Raw genomic sequence first — 15,452 nt, forward strand, 5'->3', positions numbered from 1 at the left:
GCCGGGCGGCCCGTACCGCCCGAGCCTGTGACCCGCATCAGGCAGGCTTTGCCAGCCGGTCCGTCAACAGCCTTTCGACCTTGTGCAGCGGGTGGTTGGTGAGGGTCTTGTCGACCTCGGCCACCACTTTCTTCAGCACCTTGCTGTGCAACCTGCGGCGCAACAGGCCCAGAACATGGGGGCTTGCGACCAGAACCAACCGGTCAAAACGCCCTTTCAGGCCTTTTCGGTTCAGCAAATTGGCAACGTCTTGAACAAACAGGGATCGGGCCTGAGATCGCCACCCGCTATCGTCCACCGCCGACTTCTGTCTGGGTCCGTTATCATACCGTCGTCCGGCACGATCCCGGGGGGTGGTTGGGGTTTTGGCGGGTTCTTCAACCGACACAACAACCAGATTTGGGTCCTGTGCATCCGTGACATTCTCCATCACCAATGCCTTTTCTCCATCGGCGATGACAACCCATGTTCCCTGTTCAAGTGTTCCCATAGTGATCTCCTGCAAGGTTAAACTTGCTGCCCCCTGCGGTGCAGACACATCTTATCCGTACCGCGCCAAGTCGTTTCAGCGCAGGTCGATCGGTGTCTTTGCTTGTTTGGCGGATTTCTCCCTCCCGCCTACTATAGCTAGGTATTGCGGGGGGCCGTACAATAGGCGTCAGCTCGAAAGTTGGCGCCTCGGCAGGTTTTCTACTGTGGTGAAGCGATAAGGTCGCCTCGGCGTACACGCGGTTTTCAAGGTCTGCTAAGCGGACAAAACTGCCGTTTCGATGGTGCTGTCTTTAGCTCGGTCGAGACTACTTTTTACCATTTCCTTTGCCGTTACCGTTTCCGTTACCGTTTCCTTTGCCGTTGCCATTACCGTTGCGGTTGCCATTGCTGGCGCTGCTTTCACTCTCATTTTCGTCCCGTTCTATTTCGTCCGAATCCTTTGAGTTCGTTTCTGCGCTGTTGGTTCCATTGTCGGCTGTCGCTCGTGTAGCGCGGTTGTTTGCATTTTCTAGAGTGTTCCCCTGCTGATCAGTTCTTGAACCATTCGAGCCAGGTCTGACAGGTGGGGAGCATTCCTCGCGTGAATTCCTCACAAAATCGCGCAATTCCCTTGATAACTCGTCGTCGCGGTAAAGAGCACGTGGTCGCAAGACCACATATCGATGTACTCCACAACGATCATCCGCCTGCAAATAATTATCTATATTTTGCAAGTATTCTGTTTCCGAAAAGCCCCGAGATGCTTCACCGCATCCAGCCAAACAAAGAACAAAAACTAACAGAAATTGGCGCATATCACGCCCCCCCCCGGCGTTCATCTAATGACGGGCTTGCTACTCACAAGACGTCAACAAAATTATAAGAAGCTTCGAGGGGGCAGCGTCTTGCAACTGCAAAAATGATATAAAGCGCAATGCCTGTCAAATCGCTCTCAGGTAGTCCGATCCTTCCGGTCCACATATATGACTGCGCTCGATGCTGATCGCGTGTTCTCCCGCTATGAATATAAACAGAGCCTTGCCTGCAATCAGGTCGAATTGTTCGGGGTGGCAACTTACGGATCGCTAGCCACCAACTTGGGCTCCGCTACGACTTTCAGAAGAAGCAAAAGCGATCCGGGCAAATACTCTCCAAACAAAAAGCCCGCCAGCATCTCTGCCGACGGGCCATCAAACGGGTATTCGTCAGATCACATGCGCGAGGCGACGTTTTCCCAGTTCACCAGATTGTAGAGGAAGTTCGACAGGTAGGCCGGGCGTTTGTTGCGGAAATCGATGTAGTAGGAATGCTCCCACACATCACAACCCAGCAGAGCCGTTTGACCAAAGCAGAGCGGGTTCACGCCGTTCTCGGTCTTGGTGACGGCCAGCGAGCCGTCTGCGTTCTTGACCAACCACGCCCAGCCCGAGCCGAACTGACCGGCACCGGCAGCGCTGAATTGTGATTTGAATTCATCAACCGAACCAAAGCTTTCGGTCAGAGCTTTTTCCAGCTCACCGGGCATCGCGCTTTCACCGGGGCCCATCATCTCCCAGAATTGGTTGTGGTTCCACAACTGGCTGATATTATTGAAGATACCGTTCTGCGCGACCGCGGACTTGTCGTAGGTGCCAACGATGATCTCTTCCAGCGACTTGCCGTCCCACTCGGTGCCTGCAATCAGCTTGTTGCCATTGTCGACATAGGCCTTGTGGTGCAGGTCGTGGTGATATTCCAGCGTCTCAGCCGACATGCCTTTGGCTGCCAGCGCGTCATGTGCGTAAGGAAGATCAGGAAGTTCAAAAGCCATCTCGGCCCCCTGTTGAAATGAATGTTGCAGTTTCCAAGGGTTAAATGCTTTGGCAAGGGCCGCAGGTCAAGGGCAGAGACAAGAAAAGCCGCACCAGCGTCAAACGTTTTGGGTCGCGCGGCCATCTTGATCAGCGCGCGACCTTTTGATCACTTTGCGTATTCAGAAAAGGCTTGTTTCGATCAACTTGCAAGGGCCCTCACCACTGGGCCTGTTCGAAAGGCCGTCCATTTGGAATGTCGCCCGCAGGCCCAGCTGGTTGGTTTGTGGATCCAGTGTCGCAATATAGTTCACGCGGTACCGGCGGCTGCTATTGGACGACAATCTGACCTTCCATGTCAGACGATACTCGCCCTTCGAGGTTGTCTTAAGCTTGGCTTTAGCTGGTGTGAATTCTTCCAAGCCTGCCAGATTGTTGGACTCGCGAATATGGCCGTCGAAGGCGCGTGCTTGTTTGCCGTCTGTATCAACGCTCAGGATCACGCGCTGCGGAATCCAACCTTGCGCCTCGATGCTGTGCAATTGGCAATCATAATTCTGGACGGCGGCATTTGCGCCGCAGGCCATCATTGCGAATGCTATCGTAAGCAGTTTCGTTTTCATTCCTGTCCCCTATTAGCTGTTTGGATTTGTAATTTTTGTGCAGGAGCCATCGGCAAAACCATCTCGCGAGGCATAGGCCACCGAGGTTTTCGATTTCGCGATCGCTTTCATGTTTCGACGATCCAGTGTCAGCGAGAAATCGACATCCAGAAGATCAACAGCATCGTATCTCGACTCGTTGGACGCATATGACCGCCCACTATCCGCGAAAACATATGTTTCACCGCTCCAGGTGATCGACAATACGCGTAACGTGTCGCGTTTGACCCGCCCCGTCCCGGGCCTTGTAGTTATCTTGGGCATCTCGACGTCGTGCAAAACGACAGATCGACCAAATTCATCCACTGAGAAGATAACTTTCGAAGGGGTTGGTCGGTTTGCAAGACCTTTTGCGAAACTACATTCAAATGTCTCTTTGTAGGACTGCGCTGCAGCCGTTAACGGTAAAAGCGAAACACCAATTGCAAATGCAATAACCTATGTTTTCAAAATCGTACCCTTTTGTTTGCTTTCAATTGTTGAGATCTACGGGAACGCACTTCCCCTTTGCGTTTCCGATCAGAGAAGCCCCGTCAGCGACCTTCGATCGCACGATGGCTTGTTTGTTTCCCCGATCAAGAAAAAGGGAAAACTCTGTTAATCTTAAATCGCGAATTCTGCTTCGATTATCGCCAGCATGCGTGGGCCGATTGGTTGCAGCAAACAGGTATGTGTCACCGGGCCAGGAAATCGAAATAAGGCGGAAGCTATCCCGATCGATGCTTGCTGCAAGCCTGCTGGTGACGATTCCGGGAATATCGACCTGGTGTAACAATGCAGAGCGCCGAGATTCATCGACCGAAAACACAACCCGTGTCGGGGTCGGTAGGTTCGCAAGTCCACGATCAAACGTACATTCGAAACTTTCGGAATATGACTCGGCGACTGTTTCCGAAGAAGACACTAAAAATGCTGCAATACACAATGCAGACGCAATCTTTTTGCGCATAAACCCTTAAAAATCCGCACACTATTTCTTTATTACGGGTACGATAGCGGAGCGAAAAAATTCTCGCAATAGATTAAGGGAGAAAAATTCAATCTATCTATAGATGAATAATGTCGAGCGTTAAAACGCAAGGCAAACCGAAGCAAAAAAAAGGACAGCGCTGCCAATTCCCAACCGAGCGCATGCGGATGCGAGCAACAATTTTGCTATCTCATGGTGCCCCTGGGCGGGCCTAGCGGTTGTAGGCTCCAACCTCACTGCCGGGCTGCGCGGCAGTCTTCAAGAGTTTGAACACGTAGTCGGCTGCCGAACGGAAACAGACCACGCGGAAGGTGTCTGCGTCATCCATCCAGAATGCCCCGGCTACTTGTGCCAGGCGGGTTCTGCGGATTTGGCCAGGTTGAAAGGCCTGAGGTGAGAAATCGACTGGGGCCAGTTTGCCCATTACATCGCGTGCATGGCTGCCCGAGACGCTGAAAACGGCGCGCGCGTCCGAGACATTGACGGCCAGCGCGTGCGTGCCGCGCAGGGCTGCGGTCATGGCCAACAGCTTTGCGCCCACTTCGGCGTAGGGAACAAGCACCAGCAACTCGTCGCTAGACATCCAGCAGACACCCGTGTCGCCTTTGACCAAAGCCTCGCGCTGACCTGGCGCTTTCTGACCGGTAGCATCTTTTACGGCCTTGGCCAGAAGCTTGTCGGACAGGTCTCCACGCAGGGTGATCATGCCTTGCAGACCACATTCCTTGACGCTTGCGATCCCGTCATAACTGGCGTGGTTCAGTGCGCTGATGGGTTCAGACATTCTGCTTCTCCCCGTCTTTGTCATAGATGATCGGGTCCACGATCTTGGCCTTGTAGATTTTGTCATCGGTGCCGGGGAACTCGACGATCTCGCCCATCCGGTCGGGACCGTGTTTGATCAAGCCCATGGCGATGCCCCGGCCCAGATTGGCCGAGTAATAGGTCGACGTCACACGCCCGATCATGTTGCGCTGGCCGTTGGCGTTGACGCCCTCGCCCACGGCATAGGCCCCATCGGGCAGAACCGATCCATCCACAGTCTCAAGCCCCACAAGTTTCCAACGATCTGGGTCGGTCATATGGCTGCGGTCATGGGCGCGTTTACCCAAGTAGTCCTCTTTCTTTTTGGACAGCGCCCAATGCAGCCCCAGATCCTGCGGGATCACGGTGCCGTCGGTCTCATCCCCGATCATGATAAAGCCCTTTTCGGCTCGCAGAATGTGCAGGCATTCGGTGCCATAGGGCATCACGCCGAACTCCTGACCCGCCTCCATCAGCGCGTCCCAGAACGCCTGACCCTGACTTGCGGGAACCGCGATCTCATAGGACAGCTCACCCGAGAAAGAGATTCGGTAAGCGCGGCAGTCGAAATCGCCGATCTTGCCATCGCGCCATTCCATGAAGGGCAGCGCCTCTTTCGACACATCCATACCGCCCAGCTTTTCCAGAACTTTGCGGGCATTGGGGCCGACCACGGCGACCTGCGCGTATTGCTCGGTCACATTGGCGACGTAGACTTTCCAGTCCCACCACTCTGTCTGCAGCCATTCTTCCATATGGCCATGAATGCGCTCCGCTCCGCCTGTGGTTGTGTGGCAGAGCCAGGTGTCCTCATCGATCCGAGCCACAACGCCATCGTCGATCAGGAAACCATTCTCGGAACACATCAGACCGTAGCGGCATTTGCCGACCTTCAGCGTGGACATCATGTTGGTGTACATCATGTCCAGGAAACGGCCCGCATCGGGGCCTTTGACGATCAGCTTGCCAAGGGTCGAGGCATCCAGCAGGCCAAGGTTTTCGCGCGTGTTTTTAACCTCGCGGTTCACCGCATCATGCACCGACTCACCGGGTCGGACATAGGCGTATGTCCGGCGCCAATGGCCCACGGGCTCCCAATCAGCGCCATGCTTGTCGTGCCAGTCATGCATCGGGGTTTGGCGGATCGGCTGGAATACCTCGCCCCGCGCTTCGCCACCGATGGCCCCCATCGAAATCGGGGTATAAGGCGGGCGGAAGGTGGTTGTTCCGACCTGAGGAATCTCAGCATCAAGCGCATTAGCAAGGATCGCAAGACCGTTGATATTGCTTAATTTACCCTGATCTGTCGCCATGCCCAGCGTGGTGTATCGCTTGGTATGTTCGACGCTTTCATAGCCTTCGCGCGCGGCCAGTTGTACGTCCGAGACTTTGACATCGTTCTGAAAATCCAGCCATGCCTTACCGCGCAGTTGGATGTCAGCATTGGCGGGCATCAGCCATACAGGCTCCATCGGAGCCTCGGAACTGGCCTCGCCCACCGGAGCCTTCGCGCGCTTGGGCTTGTGCCCCGCCGCCTTGGCCGCCGCTTTGCCTGCCGCATCGGCATCGGCCAGAATGTCGCCCAGCGCCAGAGGTCCATTTGCGCTGCCAGCAGCAATGACAAAGCCTTCGCCATCTGCGCCCAGCGGAGGACGCGTCGGATCGGGGCGAAAATGCGCTTGCGCCTCGTCCCAAATCAGTTTGCCGCCGCAATGAGACCAAAGATGCACCACCGGGGACCAGCCGCCCGACATCGCAACCGCGTCGGCCTCGACCTCTTCACGTGCGCCGCCGATACCGTCCTGATTGCACAGTTGCACCGATTTGACCCGCTTACCGCCCTTGACCTTTGCAATCGCCTTGCCGGGATCAACGCGGATACCCAGTTGCCGTGCTTCTTCCGCCAGTGGACCGGCGGTGGCGCGGGCATCAACCACACGCAGAACATCCACACCTGCCTGTTTCAGCAGGATCGCGCTGCGATAGGCGTCATCATTGTTGGTGGCGATGATCACTCGTTCGCCCGGAACCACGCCCCAGTTCACAAGATAGTCGCGCATGGCCGACGCGAGCATCACACCGGGCACATCGTTACCCGCGAATGACAACGGGCGTTCGATAGCACCCGTGGCTGTTACGATCTGCTTGGCCCGGATGCGCCACAAGCGATGACGCGGGCCTTGCATGCCGGGGTTATGGTCGGTCAGGCGCTCGTATCCCAGCGCATAGCCATGATCGTAAACGCCTGCCCCCATGCATCTGTTTCGCAGGGTGACGTTCTTCATTGTTTCCAATTCGGAAACTAATTGTTCCACGAACTTATCCACAGGTTGGCCGTCAACGGTTCCGCCGTCTACCGGAGCGCGCCCACCCCAATGGGCCGTTTGCTCGATCAATATCACCTTGGCACCGGACTGAGCGGCCGCCTTGGCCGCTTGCAGACCAGCAACGCCCCCACCGATTACCAGAACATCCGTAAAGGCATAGAAATGCTCATAAGTGTCCGCATCCCGGCTGTCTTTGTCAGGCGCTTTGCCCAAGCCCGCAGACTGACGGATGAACGGCTCGTAGATATGTTTCCAGAACGGTTTTGGGTGGATGAACGTCTTGTAGTAGAAGCCCGCTGGCAAAAACCGCGCCAGCGCCGTGTTCACCGCACCGATGTCGAAATCCAGATTGGGCCAGTGGTTCTGCGACACCGATGTCAGGCCATTGAACAGCTCGGTCGTGGTGGCCCGCTGGTTCGGTTCAAACCGATTGCCCTGACCCAAACCGACCAGAGCATTGGGCTCTTCCGCGCCGCTGGCCACCACACCGCGCGGGCGGTGGTATTTGAACGACCGGCCCATCATCATCTGATCGTTCGCCAGAAGCGCCGAGGCCAGCGTATCCCCCGCATAGCCCTGCATCGTTGTGCCATTGAAGGTGAACGAGATCTTCTTTGACCGGTCGATAAGCCGGCCCTGTTTTGTCAGGCGGGTGCTCATGCTGCGGACCTTTCGCAGGTGGAGGCGTCAGGGCCTCCGGCGGGAGTATTTTGGAAAAGATGAAGCATCACGAGAACTCTCTCCAGGTCCAGCCTGGGCGTTTTGCGGTGATGGCGTCTTTGATCTCTTGCGGGGGTTCGGTCGTCTGGGCGGAATAGGTGCCGAACACTTCGAGCGTCTGGGTGCAGCGGGCGACATGAAACCACTTGCCGCAGCCATTGGCGTGGCGCCAACGCTCGAAATGTACGCCCTTGGGGTTCTCGCGCATGAACAGATAGTCGTGAAAATCGTCATCGGACGATCCCGGCCCAAAACGCTTCAGATGCGCTTCGCCACCGGCGGCCAATTCGGTTTCTTCTGCGTCGACTCCGCAACAGGGGCATCTCAGGATCAGCATTGCGCCACTCCTTGCTTGATTTTCGCACTCCACACGCGCAAATTGAGCGGATGGATATTTTTACAATTTTCTTGACTGTTATTTGTACCCTTGCCGCAATCTCGTTGGTGGCCGCACTGATATTTCGATCCGAAGAACGCAAAACCGCTCGACAACGCAGCCGCAGGCCGAACCGTTCTGAATGGTTCGACGCAAGCGATAGCGGTGGAGATGGTGTCGACTGACATCAATGCGCCACCCCGGCGGCCACGCTTTCGTCAATAAAGCGACCCTCCTTGAAGCGATCCAGAGTAAAGGCTTCGGTAAGGGGTGAATGGCCCGTGGCCATCAGCTGTGCCATGCCCCAGCCCGAGCCCGGAATGGCCTTGAAGCCACCGGTGCCCCAGCCGCAGTTGATAAAGCAATTGCCCAAAGGCGTTTTCGACAGGATGGGTGAGCGGTCACCGGTCATATCCACGATCCCGCCCCATTGCCGCAGCATCTTCAGGCGTGAGATCATCGGGAAGGTTTCAACCAATGCGCGGACGGTCTCTTCAATATGGTGGAAGCTGCCGCGCTGGGTGTAGTTGTTGAACCCGTCGGTGCCGCCACCGATCACCATTTCGCCCTTGTCGGATTGCGACATGTACCCATGCACGGTGTTGGCCATGACCACCACATCCATGCAGGGCTTGATCGGCTCGGACACCAGCGCCTGTAGCGCCACGGCCTCAAGCGGCAGACGAAAGCCCGCCATCTCTGCCAACTGACCGGAATGGCCCGCAACCACGATGCCCAGCTTGTCACAATCGATGGCGCCCTTGGTGGTGTCGATACCAACGACGCGGCCATTATCCGAGCGCACGCCGGTCACTTCGCATTGCTGGATGATATCCATCCCCATGGCCGAACAGGCGCGCGCATAGCCCCAGGCCACTGCGTCATGGCGCGCGGTGCCGCCGCGTTCCTGCCAGAGCCCGCCCAGAACCGGATAGCGTGGACCATCAAGGTTGATGATCGGCACCAGTTCTTTCACGCGCTGGGGCCCGATCCATTCGGTCTTGACCCCTTGCAGCGCATTGGCATGCGCGGTGCGCTGATAGCCGCGAATTTCATGCTGGGTCTGCGCCAACATGATCACCCCGCGCGGGCTGAACATGATGTTGTAATTCAGCTCCTGGCTCAGGTCCTCATAGAGGCTGCGCGCTTTTTCATAGAGCGCCGCAGACGGGTCTTGCAGATAGTTCGACCGGATGATCGTCGTGTTGCGCCCGGTATTGCCACCGCCCAGCCAGCCCTTTTCGATCACAGCGACATTCTGGATGCCGTAGTTCCGACCCAGGTAATATGCCGTCGCCAAACCATGCCCGCCAGCGCCCACGATAATTGCGTCATAACGTTTCTTGGGCTGGGGCGAGCGCCAGGCGCGTTCCCACCCTGTGTGATAGCGCAACGCTTCTCGGGCAACAGCAAAAGCTGAGTAGTGTTTCATGAGCGAATCCATCCGGTTCGGTGATTGGCGCAGATATGCCGCGCGGCGACATTTTAGCCGTGCCATGCAGCGCCGCAATATCGCACTATTGCGACATGAGCGCGCTTCGCGGTCTTTTGCCTCTTTTTTCGCGACCCTCAGAGGTCTAAATCGAAGCATTGGGTCAGGAGGGACGATGACGTTCTGGATTCTCATCTTTTTCATCGCGGCTGTGGTCAGCGGTTTTCTGGGATTCGTGTTGTTGCGTGGGCGCAGCCAGGGCGAGCCCGCAGCGGCCTATGACCTGCGCGTCTATCGCGAGCAATTGGCATGCGTGGATCGTGATCTGGCCCGTGGAGTGATCGGTGACGAGGATGCCGAGCGTGTCCGGACCGAGATCTCGCGTCGGATTCTGGCCGCCGATGCCCAGATGCAAGGCGAGCATTCCGGCACCGGCCCGTCGCGCGCTGTTACCGTCATCACGCTGGTTAGTGTTGGCGCCTTTCTGATCGCAGGCGCGATGCTGATGTATCGCCAGATGGGCGCGGTTGGCTTTCCTGACATGCCCCTGGCCGAGCGGATTGCTCTGGCGACCGAGTTCCACGCGAACCGCCCAAGCCAGACAGCCGCCGAAGCAGCAGCGCCACCGGCGCAGCCCAGCGCTTTGACGGAAGAGTACCAGACGCTTTTGACCCAGCTGCGCGATGCGGTCGGGCAAAGGCGGGATGATCTGCAGGGCCACATTTTGTTGGCCCAGCACGAAACCAATGTAGGCAATTTCAAAGCTGGCTATGAGGCTCAGACCCGTGTGATCGAACTCTCCGGCGACGCGGCGAGTGCCCAAAACTATGCGGATCTGGCCGAGATGATGATCCTTGCGGCCGGCGGTTATGTCTCACCCGAGGCTGAGCAGGCCCTGGCCCAAGCGCTGGAACGCAACCCGGACCTGGGGCCTGCGCGCTATTACATGGGGCAGATGCTGGCACAGACCGGGCGCCCTGATCTGGCCTACCGCCTGTGGGTGGACATTGTGCGTACATCCCCGGCAGACGCGCCCTGGGTTCAGGCCATACGCGCCCAACTGGATGAGCTTGCCTTCAGGGCCGGCGTCTTCAACGCGCCGAACCTAAGCCCGTCTGCGCCAGGCCCGACACAGGCAGATGTCGAGGCTGCCGCCGAAATGACCCCCGAAGAGCGGCAAGAAATGATCCGAGGGATGGTCAACAATTTGTCCGACCGGCTGGCAACCGAAGGTGGATCGCCGCAGGATTGGGCACGTCTGATCGCAGCTCTTGGCGTGTTGGGCGAAGCCGGGCGCGCAATCGCGATCCGGGACGAGGCCGAAACAGTCTTTGCCGATGACCCAGAAGCGCTGCGACTGATCGAAGAAGCCGCGCTGCGAGCAGGAATTGCCAAATGATCCATGACGTCTTCGAAGATTTCGTCGGATCTCTGGCCCCGATGACAGCCCTGATGGGGCTCGATCTGGGCGAAAAGACCATCGGGGTTTCGGTGTCCGACCGGATGCGCACGGTCGCCAGCCCTCTGGAGACAGTGCGGCGCAAGAAATTCACGCTGGACTCGGCCCGCCTGCTTGAAATCATCGCGGATCGCGAGATCGGAGGCATAATTCTTGGTCTGCCGCGCAATATGGACGGATCCGAGGGCCCGCGCTGCCAATCGACCCGCGCTTTTGCACGAAACCTTTCGCGTTTGACCGAAATACCGATCGGGTTCTGGGACGAACGGCTGAGCACGGTTGCGGCAGAAAAAGCACTGCTCGAGGCGGATACGACACGAAAACGTCGCGGAGAGGTTATTGATCACGTGGCGGCAGGCTATATTCTGCAAGGCGCGCTGGATCGGCTGCGCTTTCTTTGATGGATCGGAACACAGATATGACAAAGATGGTTTGGAAACGGGACGAGGTCGAAAGCCCTTGCATCCAGATCTGCGTCGTTCATCCGACCGAGCGTATTTGCACCGGCTGTTACCGCACCATCGATGAGATCACCCGCTGGTCCAAAATGGACAGTTCGGAACGGGCAAAGATCATGCAGGACCTGCCCGACCGCAAGCCGCGTCTGGCAAAACGCCGTGGCGGGCGTGCCGCTCGACTGACTCGCGACTAGTCTTCGTTCAGGCTGCACACCCGAATGCGCCACGTTCCGTCTGCGTGACGGTCAAGGATATTGACCGAAACGCCCCGTTCGTCACTGTCACTTTCGGAGTATTGCGCAACGCACCAGGCGGTGTTTCCAGATTGGTGCGCGTCCAAGACCAACATCTCTTTGGTCTCGCCCCCTTCGGCAAGCCAGTCCGCATGCAAGGCTTGGATTGCACCCTGCCCCTTGGCATGACCGAACGGAGAAAAAAGCTGCCCGTCTGGTGTAAAACACGCTGCGCAGCCTTTGGCGTCCAACCGTCGGAAGGCCGCAACATAGGCTTCAAACACGGCTTCAAGCTCTTGGCGGATCGACATCTTTCCGACCCCTTATCCTGATGCCAGCCAAGACTTGGCATTCTCATACTCGTCCGATGGGAAATATTGCGTGCGCGTTCCCAAGACATGGCTTGCCATCCGCTGCGCCATTTTCTGCCAGGCTTTGTCCCCGACAATGGCAGCGCGATCCAGCATCCCGATGTGACCCGCAGCCAAGCGGAAATGCGATGCCATGGCCGTCAGCCCCTGCCAACCGTCAAATTCGCGCAGGTCGATCAACAGCCGGAACCCTTCGCGCTCGTGCAGCAGGGCATCCAGGTCCGTCTGCGCCTGCGCGTATTCGGCTGAGTCAACCTTCCCCATCAGGCTGACCTGAACGCAAGGCCCACCCAAATCCGTTACGTGGATTGCACCAAGGGATTCGCGGATCCATCTGCGGGCCTCTTCCAACTCTTCGAAAGCAAAGACATGTACCGGGCACGGCAGGATTGGCGCCGCCAGGCGCACACTGGTCTGCACCCAACCCTGGTCGGCCACAACAGCCAGACGGTCAAACCCGCGCCAGTGACTGAGGCCAAGCTTTGTATCCGACCACGCGGCGCCCAGATCATACCCTTTGAATTCCGGCGTCACGATCACCAGCAGACGCACAGCATCGTTGTCTGCAAGCGCCGTCTCGATCGCTGGAACCAGTTTTGAGGAATAGTCCGCGCTGGTCACCTCTCCTGACAGCTCCGCTTCGATGATCGAGCCGTCGGAATTCACCTGAATAGAAATCATTTCAACAACCTCCCAAACCAACAATGGCAAGAGGTTACGGGGATTCGGTCCACTCGGCTACACCGCCAGCGCATTCGGGTCGGAAATAGGCGATCATTCTTCCATCGGGCCCGGCTGTCGCCGTCTCACCCCAGGGTGCAACCCCGTGAAGGCAATGGCGGTGCAAAATGTATGCCTCACCCGGCCCAGCAGGCAGTTCTATACGCGGACAGCTGTCAAACACCTTGCGCCGTGCCGCCTGATAGATGTCAGTGATGTCCTCAAGGTGCATCCTGTCACGCGGCTTGCCTTCCAGCGCCTGGGCAAAAGCCGCGCCCATGACTTTATGACTGCCTTCCCACACAACCATAGGGGCGGCGTCAGCGCTGGCTTCGGTTAGCGGGATACCCAGTATCCAGGCATGCGGCTCTTCCACCCGGCGGCGACGATCCGGCCCCGTGGGGCGCAACCCGTCCACATGGGCCGCGTCGCGGTTGCGACGATAACGTGCAGCCGCCGCGCTCTCACCCGCGCGGGGACGTGGATACCCCGGATAAATCACAGAAACCTGCCCTTTGTGCAGCGGAAGTGTTCCGTATCTTTCGGCAACGAATGTCATCGCCTGCCCGGCCAGAGGCCCTGACTGTCCCACTCGGCCCTGCGGATCATTGTCCAGAACATCGACGCCGATAAACCACGTGCCTTCGCATTCCAGCCAGCGCGCATGGGTCGGGTCAGTGACTGCGGTGCGTGCGGCGGGCAAAGCGTGCCGGATCCAGTTCAGCAGAACCGAATCTTTTGGGAACCGGATCCAGCCCGTATCGTCAAAGCCGATCAAAAGCCCAGCGCTTTGCGCAGCATGTTCAGAGCCACAAGCGTCAGGAACACGGCAAACACGCGCTTGAGCGGCTTTGGATCCATCGCATGCGCCAGCTTGACCCCCCAAGGTGCCGTCACGGTGGTCATGGCTATGACGATGACAAACGCGACGAGGTTCACCGCTCCGATGGTCAGAGGCGGGCGGTGTTCCGGCGCAATCGGCACGAACAAAAAGCCCAGCACCGAAGGCACCGCGATGATTACGCCAAACCCGGCAGCGGTGGCCACGGCGCGGTGGATCGGTGTGTTGTAAAGGCTCATCAGCGGCACACCAAAGCTGCCACCTCCGATCCCCATGAGCACCGACAGAAACCCCATGACCGGTGACAGGATCGCGCGGCGCACCCCCTTGGGCATCGCATCACCCAAACGCCATTCCGACCGACCCAGTCCCAGATAGAGGCCAATGACCACACCCAGAATACCGAACAGGGCCTGCAGCCATTCGGTCCGCAGCGCCGATGCTACCAGAACACCAACCATCGCGCCAATTGCGATGCCGGGCCCCCAACCGCGCAGGATCTCCCAATCTACCGCGCCTTTCTTGTTGTGGCTGAGAACCGAGCGCACCGAGGTCACAATGATGGTCGCCAGCGACGTCGCCAGGCACAGTTGCATCAACTGCGGGCCACCATATCCAAGCGTCTGAAAGGCATAAAAGAACGCAGGCACCAGCACGATACCGCCGCCCACGCCCAGCAATCCTGCCAGCACTCCGGCCAATGCACCGATCACCAGCAAAAGGCCCAGCATCTGGGCCAGCAACATCGTTTCGGGCATCATTCCCCCATCCACGGCACCGGGGCCGTCTTACACCGCCTGTTCCACTTGCGTCTGCGTCACGCGGGCCAGCGCGTCAAGCATCACCTCGGGGCCAGCCTTGTCCTGCACCGCGCCCTCTGACAGCGTACGCCGCCATCCCCGCGCACCAGGACGTCCGGCAAACAGCCCCAGCATATGCCGGGTGATCTGGTGCAACCGTCCACCGCTGGCAAGGTGACGTTCGACATAAGGCACCATCTTATGGACAACCGCCACCGGATCGGCGACCTCGCCCGCACCAAAGATCTGCGGATCGGCGCTCGCCAGAATATCTGCAGGCTGGTGATAGGCCGCCCGCCCGATCATCACCCCGTCCAGCCCCGCCTCAAGATGGGTTTTGGCCTGCGCAATTGAAGTGATCCCGCCGTTGATCGAGATATGCAGGTCTGGAAACTCCGCTTTCATCCGGTGGACAAGATCATAGTCCAAAGGTGGGATATCCCGGTTTTCCTTGGGGCTGAGCCCCTGCAACCAAGCCTTGCGCGCATGGATCGTCACGCGCCGACACCCGGCCGCGCGGATCCGGTCAAGAAATTCAGGCAAGACGGTCTCGGGATCCTGATCATCCACCCCAATACGGCACTTAACGGTGATATCGACATCCACCGCCTCTCGCATCGCGGCCACGCACTCTGCCACCCGCGCGGGGTCTTTCATCAAAACAGCCCCGAACGTCCCCGACTGCACCCGATCCGACGGGCATCCGCAATTGAGGTTGATCTCATCATAGCCAGCCTCGGCACCCAACACTGCCGCCTGCGCCAGTTCCTGCGGGTCTGAGCCTCCCAGTTGCAACGCCACGGGATGTTCTTCAGGACTATACGCCAACAAATGCACCGCCCCACCGCGCACCAACGCAGGTGCCGTGACCATCTCTGTATAGAGCAGCGTCCGAGCGCTAAGCAGGCGGTGGAAGTACCGGCAATGACGGTCGGTCCAATCCATCATGGGTGCGACGCTTAGCCAGGTCGCAGATTGGAGGTCAGGTTGAGCTTTTGCCGACATAAAGCCTCTTGCC

Annotated in this window: 19 protein-coding genes; 3 read left to right on the top strand and 16 right to left on the bottom strand. The window is 58.1% G+C overall.

The features are described from left to right. Positions 1–37: 37 nt before the first annotated feature. The 11 genes from GOX45_RS08480 to GOX45_RS08530 all read right to left on the bottom strand — a co-directional run bounded on the left by GOX45_RS08480 (position 38) and on the right by GOX45_RS08530 (position 9,552). The gene (locus GOX45_RS08480; protein WP_171099859.1) at positions 38–490 is read right to left on the bottom strand and encodes a host attachment family protein; all 453 of its coding nucleotides are present in this window, start codon (positions 488–490) and stop codon (positions 38–40) included. Between the two features lie 307 nt (positions 491–797). Continuing rightward, positions 798–1,286: a hypothetical protein gene (locus tag GOX45_RS08485; RefSeq protein ID WP_171099280.1), complete on the bottom strand. Its 489-nt coding sequence runs from the start codon at positions 1,284–1,286 to the stop codon at positions 798–800. 395 nt (positions 1,287–1,681) lie between these two features. After that, the gene (locus GOX45_RS08490; RefSeq protein ID WP_171099861.1) at positions 1,682–2,281 is read right to left on the bottom strand and encodes a superoxide dismutase; all 600 of its coding nucleotides are present in this window, start codon (positions 2,279–2,281) and stop codon (positions 1,682–1,684) included. Between the two features lie 162 nt (positions 2,282–2,443). Continuing rightward, positions 2,444–2,884, bottom strand: coding sequence for a hypothetical protein (locus GOX45_RS08495; RefSeq protein ID WP_171099863.1), 441 nt, complete (start codon positions 2,882–2,884; stop codon positions 2,444–2,446). Between the two features lie 12 nt (positions 2,885–2,896). Continuing rightward, positions 2,897–3,187 carry a hypothetical protein gene (locus tag GOX45_RS08500; protein WP_171099865.1) on the bottom strand — a complete coding sequence of 97 codons (291 nt, stop codon included), beginning with the start codon at positions 3,185–3,187 and terminating at the stop codon, positions 2,897–2,899. A 208-nt stretch (positions 3,188–3,395) separates the two neighbouring features. After that, positions 3,396–3,872, bottom strand: coding sequence for a hypothetical protein (locus tag GOX45_RS08505; protein ID WP_171099867.1), 477 nt, complete (start codon positions 3,870–3,872; stop codon positions 3,396–3,398). Positions 3,873–4,104: 232 nt separating this feature from the next. Further along, on the bottom strand, positions 4,105–4,677 hold the full coding sequence (locus GOX45_RS08510; protein WP_171099869.1) for a sarcosine oxidase subunit gamma: 573 nt from the start codon (positions 4,675–4,677) through the stop codon (positions 4,105–4,107). Continuing rightward, entirely contained in the window at positions 4,670–7,684 is a 3,015-nt protein-coding gene (locus GOX45_RS08515) for a sarcosine oxidase subunit alpha family protein (protein WP_171099871.1), read from the bottom strand. Before GOX45_RS08515 ends, GOX45_RS08510 begins: the two co-directional genes overlap by 8 nt. Before the next feature lie 67 nt (positions 7,685–7,751). Beyond that, positions 7,752–8,081 (bottom strand): sarcosine oxidase subunit delta, encoded by a 330-nt coding sequence (locus tag GOX45_RS08520; RefSeq protein ID WP_171099873.1) that lies wholly within the window; start codon positions 8,079–8,081, stop codon positions 7,752–7,754. After that, positions 8,075–8,308 carry a hypothetical protein gene (locus tag GOX45_RS08525; RefSeq protein ID WP_171099875.1) on the bottom strand — a complete coding sequence of 78 codons (234 nt, stop codon included), beginning with the start codon at positions 8,306–8,308 and terminating at the stop codon, positions 8,075–8,077. The genes GOX45_RS08520 and GOX45_RS08525 overlap by 7 nt, the downstream gene beginning before the upstream one ends. Continuing rightward, complete coding sequence (locus GOX45_RS08530) at positions 8,308–9,552, bottom strand: sarcosine oxidase subunit beta family protein (protein ID WP_171099877.1); 1,245 nt, start codon at positions 9,550–9,552, stop codon at positions 8,308–8,310. Before GOX45_RS08530 ends, GOX45_RS08525 begins: the two co-directional genes overlap by 1 nt. Positions 9,553–9,727: 175 nt before the next feature. Here GOX45_RS08530 and ccmI point away from each other — a divergent pair, with 175 nt between their 5' ends. The 3 genes from ccmI to GOX45_RS08545 are packed head-to-tail and all read left to right on the top strand — an operon-like array spanning position 9,728 to position 11,663. After that, complete coding sequence (ccmI, locus tag GOX45_RS08535; RefSeq protein ID WP_171099879.1) at positions 9,728–10,951, top strand: c-type cytochrome biogenesis protein CcmI; 1,224 nt, start codon at positions 9,728–9,730, stop codon at positions 10,949–10,951. Further along, on the top strand, positions 10,948–11,412 hold the full coding sequence (gene ruvX, locus GOX45_RS08540; RefSeq protein ID WP_171099881.1) for a Holliday junction resolvase RuvX: 465 nt from the start codon (positions 10,948–10,950) through the stop codon (positions 11,410–11,412). The genes ccmI and ruvX overlap by 4 nt, the downstream gene beginning before the upstream one ends. Positions 11,413–11,429: 17 nt before the next feature. Continuing rightward, the gene (locus tag GOX45_RS08545; protein WP_171099883.1) at positions 11,430–11,663 is read left to right on the top strand and encodes a DUF1289 domain-containing protein; all 234 of its coding nucleotides are present in this window, start codon (positions 11,430–11,432) and stop codon (positions 11,661–11,663) included. Here GOX45_RS08545 and GOX45_RS08550 read toward each other — a convergent pair. From GOX45_RS08550 to dusA, 5 genes are read right to left on the bottom strand one after another with little or no spacing between them, the layout of a single operon-like run. Next, a complete protein-coding gene (locus GOX45_RS08550) occupies positions 11,660–12,013 on the bottom strand; it encodes a nuclear transport factor 2 family protein (protein ID WP_171099885.1) in 354 nt (117 codons plus the stop codon). The two genes, GOX45_RS08545 and GOX45_RS08550, sit on opposite strands and share 4 nt — an antisense overlap. 12 nt (positions 12,014–12,025) lie before the next feature. After that, on the bottom strand, positions 12,026–12,754 hold the full coding sequence (locus GOX45_RS08555) for an STAS/SEC14 domain-containing protein (RefSeq protein WP_171099886.1): 729 nt from the start codon (positions 12,752–12,754) through the stop codon (positions 12,026–12,028). Positions 12,755–12,788: 34 nt separating this feature from the next. Beyond that, positions 12,789–13,571, bottom strand: a complete 783-nt coding sequence (locus GOX45_RS08560; protein ID WP_171099888.1) for a hypothetical protein — start codon at positions 13,569–13,571, stop codon at positions 12,789–12,791. Then, complete coding sequence (locus GOX45_RS08565; protein ID WP_171099890.1) at positions 13,568–14,392, bottom strand: sulfite exporter TauE/SafE family protein; 825 nt, start codon at positions 14,390–14,392, stop codon at positions 13,568–13,570. The genes GOX45_RS08560 and GOX45_RS08565 overlap by 4 nt, the downstream gene beginning before the upstream one ends. 30 nt (positions 14,393–14,422) lie before the next feature. Next, positions 14,423–15,439 carry a tRNA dihydrouridine(20/20a) synthase DusA gene (dusA, locus tag GOX45_RS08570; RefSeq protein WP_171099891.1) on the bottom strand — a complete coding sequence of 339 codons (1,017 nt, stop codon included), beginning with the start codon at positions 15,437–15,439 and terminating at the stop codon, positions 14,423–14,425. Positions 15,440–15,452: the final 13 nt, after the last annotated feature.

It is taken from the genome of Ruegeria sp. HKCCD7255, assembly GCF_013031565.1.
Lineage (GTDB): Bacteria > Pseudomonadota > Alphaproteobacteria > Rhodobacterales > Rhodobacteraceae > Ruegeria.

Coding starts and splice junctions, on each gene's coding strand:
- GOX45_RS08480 (WP_171099859.1), bottom strand. CDS start 490: ATGGGAACACTTGAACAGGGAACATGGGTTGTCATCGCCGATGGAGAA.
- GOX45_RS08485 (WP_171099280.1), bottom strand. CDS start 1,286: ATGCGCCAATTTCTGTTAGTTTTTGTTCTTTGTTTGGCTGGATGCGGT.
- GOX45_RS08490 (WP_171099861.1), bottom strand. CDS start 2,281: ATGGCTTTTGAACTTCCTGATCTTCCTTACGCACATGACGCGCTGGCA.
- GOX45_RS08495 (WP_171099863.1), bottom strand. CDS start 2,884: ATGAAAACGAAACTGCTTACGATAGCATTCGCAATGATGGCCTGCGGC.
- GOX45_RS08500 (WP_171099865.1), bottom strand. CDS start 3,187: ATGCCCAAGATAACTACAAGGCCCGGGACGGGGCGGGTCAAACGCGAC.
- GOX45_RS08505 (WP_171099867.1), bottom strand. CDS start 3,872: ATGCGCAAAAAGATTGCGTCTGCATTGTGTATTGCAGCATTTTTAGTG.
- GOX45_RS08510 (WP_171099869.1), bottom strand. CDS start 4,677: ATGTCTGAACCCATCAGCGCACTGAACCACGCCAGTTATGACGGGATC.
- GOX45_RS08515 (WP_171099871.1), bottom strand. CDS start 7,684: ATGAGCACCCGCCTGACAAAACAGGGCCGGCTTATCGACCGGTCAAAG.
- GOX45_RS08520 (WP_171099873.1), bottom strand. CDS start 8,081: ATGCTGATCCTGAGATGCCCCTGTTGCGGAGTCGACGCAGAAGAAACC.
- GOX45_RS08525 (WP_171099875.1), bottom strand. CDS start 8,308: ATGTCAGTCGACACCATCTCCACCGCTATCGCTTGCGTCGAACCATTC.
- GOX45_RS08530 (WP_171099877.1), bottom strand. CDS start 9,552: ATGAAACACTACTCAGCTTTTGCTGTTGCCCGAGAAGCGTTGCGCTAT.
- ccmI (WP_171099879.1), top strand. CDS start 9,728: ATGACGTTCTGGATTCTCATCTTTTTCATCGCGGCTGTGGTCAGCGGT.
- ruvX (WP_171099881.1), top strand. CDS start 10,948: ATGATCCATGACGTCTTCGAAGATTTCGTCGGATCTCTGGCCCCGATG.
- GOX45_RS08545 (WP_171099883.1), top strand. CDS start 11,430: ATGACAAAGATGGTTTGGAAACGGGACGAGGTCGAAAGCCCTTGCATC.
- GOX45_RS08550 (WP_171099885.1), bottom strand. CDS start 12,013: ATGTCGATCCGCCAAGAGCTTGAAGCCGTGTTTGAAGCCTATGTTGCG.
- GOX45_RS08555 (WP_171099886.1), bottom strand. CDS start 12,754: ATGATTTCTATTCAGGTGAATTCCGACGGCTCGATCATCGAAGCGGAG.
- GOX45_RS08565 (WP_171099890.1), bottom strand. CDS start 14,392: ATGCCCGAAACGATGTTGCTGGCCCAGATGCTGGGCCTTTTGCTGGTG.
- dusA (WP_171099891.1), bottom strand. CDS start 15,439: ATGTCGGCAAAAGCTCAACCTGACCTCCAATCTGCGACCTGGCTAAGC.